The organism is Rhizobium sp. FG96 (genome assembly GCF_057808655.1).
Genome location: NZ_JBMDIL010000041.1, coordinates 1 through 1,117 on the forward strand (window position 1 = coordinate 1; position 1,117 = coordinate 1,117).

Annotated in this window: 1 pseudogene; it reads right to left on the bottom strand. The window is 58.0% G+C overall.

Going from position 1 to position 1,117, the window contains the following annotated elements:
• Positions 1-1,053 (bottom strand): annotated as a pseudogene (locus ACODR6_RS32095) (IS3 family transposase); the annotation flags it as partial.
• Between the last annotated feature and the right edge of the window lie 64 nt (positions 1,054-1,117).

Consider the following 1,117-nt stretch of genomic DNA (forward strand, 5'->3'; position numbering starts at 1 on the left):
GTGTCATCCAGCCGAGTCCAGAGTGTGGTCGATGATCGTTGTAATCGCTGCGCCAGTTTGAAAGCGCTGATCGAGCATGGGTCAGTGACGAGAAGAGGGTTTCATTCAGGAACTCATCTCGCAGCCGCCCATTGAAGCTTTCGATGAAGGCATTCTGGATCGGTTTGCCCGGTGCGATGTAGTGCCATTCCACCTTGGTCCGATCCGTCCATTGCAGGATCGCGTTGCTGGTGAACTCGCTGCCATTGTCGCTGACGATCATCTTCGGCTTGCCTCGTCCCTCGATGATCCGGTCCAGCTCACGGGCAACCCGCAGGCCGGAAAGGGACGTATCGGCGACGAGGCCCAGGCATTCCCTGGTGCAATCGTCGACGACCGTAAGCACCCGGAACCTGCGACCATCGGTGAGCTGATCCGACACGAAGTCCAGTGACCAGCGATCATTGGCGGCAAGCGGGATCAGCATCGGTGCTCGTGTGCCTATCGCTCGTTTCCGCCCGCCGCGCTTGCGCACCGTCAGCTTCTCTTCTCGATAGAGCCGGAAGAGCCGCTTGTGGTTCACAAGGTGACCCTCACGCCTGAGCAGCACATGAAGGCGTCGATATCCAAAGCGGCGGCGTTCATGCGCCAGCGCCTTCATCCGCTCGCGAAGGTCATGGTCATCGCTGCGCCTGGTTTCGTAACGGATCGTCATCCGGCAAAAGCCGATGGCTTTACACGCCCGCCGTTCGCTCATCTGGTGGTGATCCATCAGATGAGCGACAGCTTTCCGCCTTGCTGCGGGCGTCACCACTTCTTTCCCAGAAGCTCTTTCAAAGCCGCATTGTCCAGCATCGCATCTGCAAGGAGCCGTTTCAGCTTCGTGTTCTCGTCTTCCAGCGTCTTCAGGCGCTTGGCTTCGGATACGTCCATGCCGCCGAATTTGGCCTTCCATTTATAGACGCTGGCATCGCTGACGCCGTGCTTGCGGCAAAGTTCCGAGACCGGCGTGCCTGCCTCGTGCTCCTTCAGAATGCCGATGATCTGTTCGTCTGTGAAACGATTGCGCTTCATTCCCTGGTCCTCTCGATGGGCCAGAGCTTACTTCAAAATGGATTATTTCAACGGGGCAAGGTCA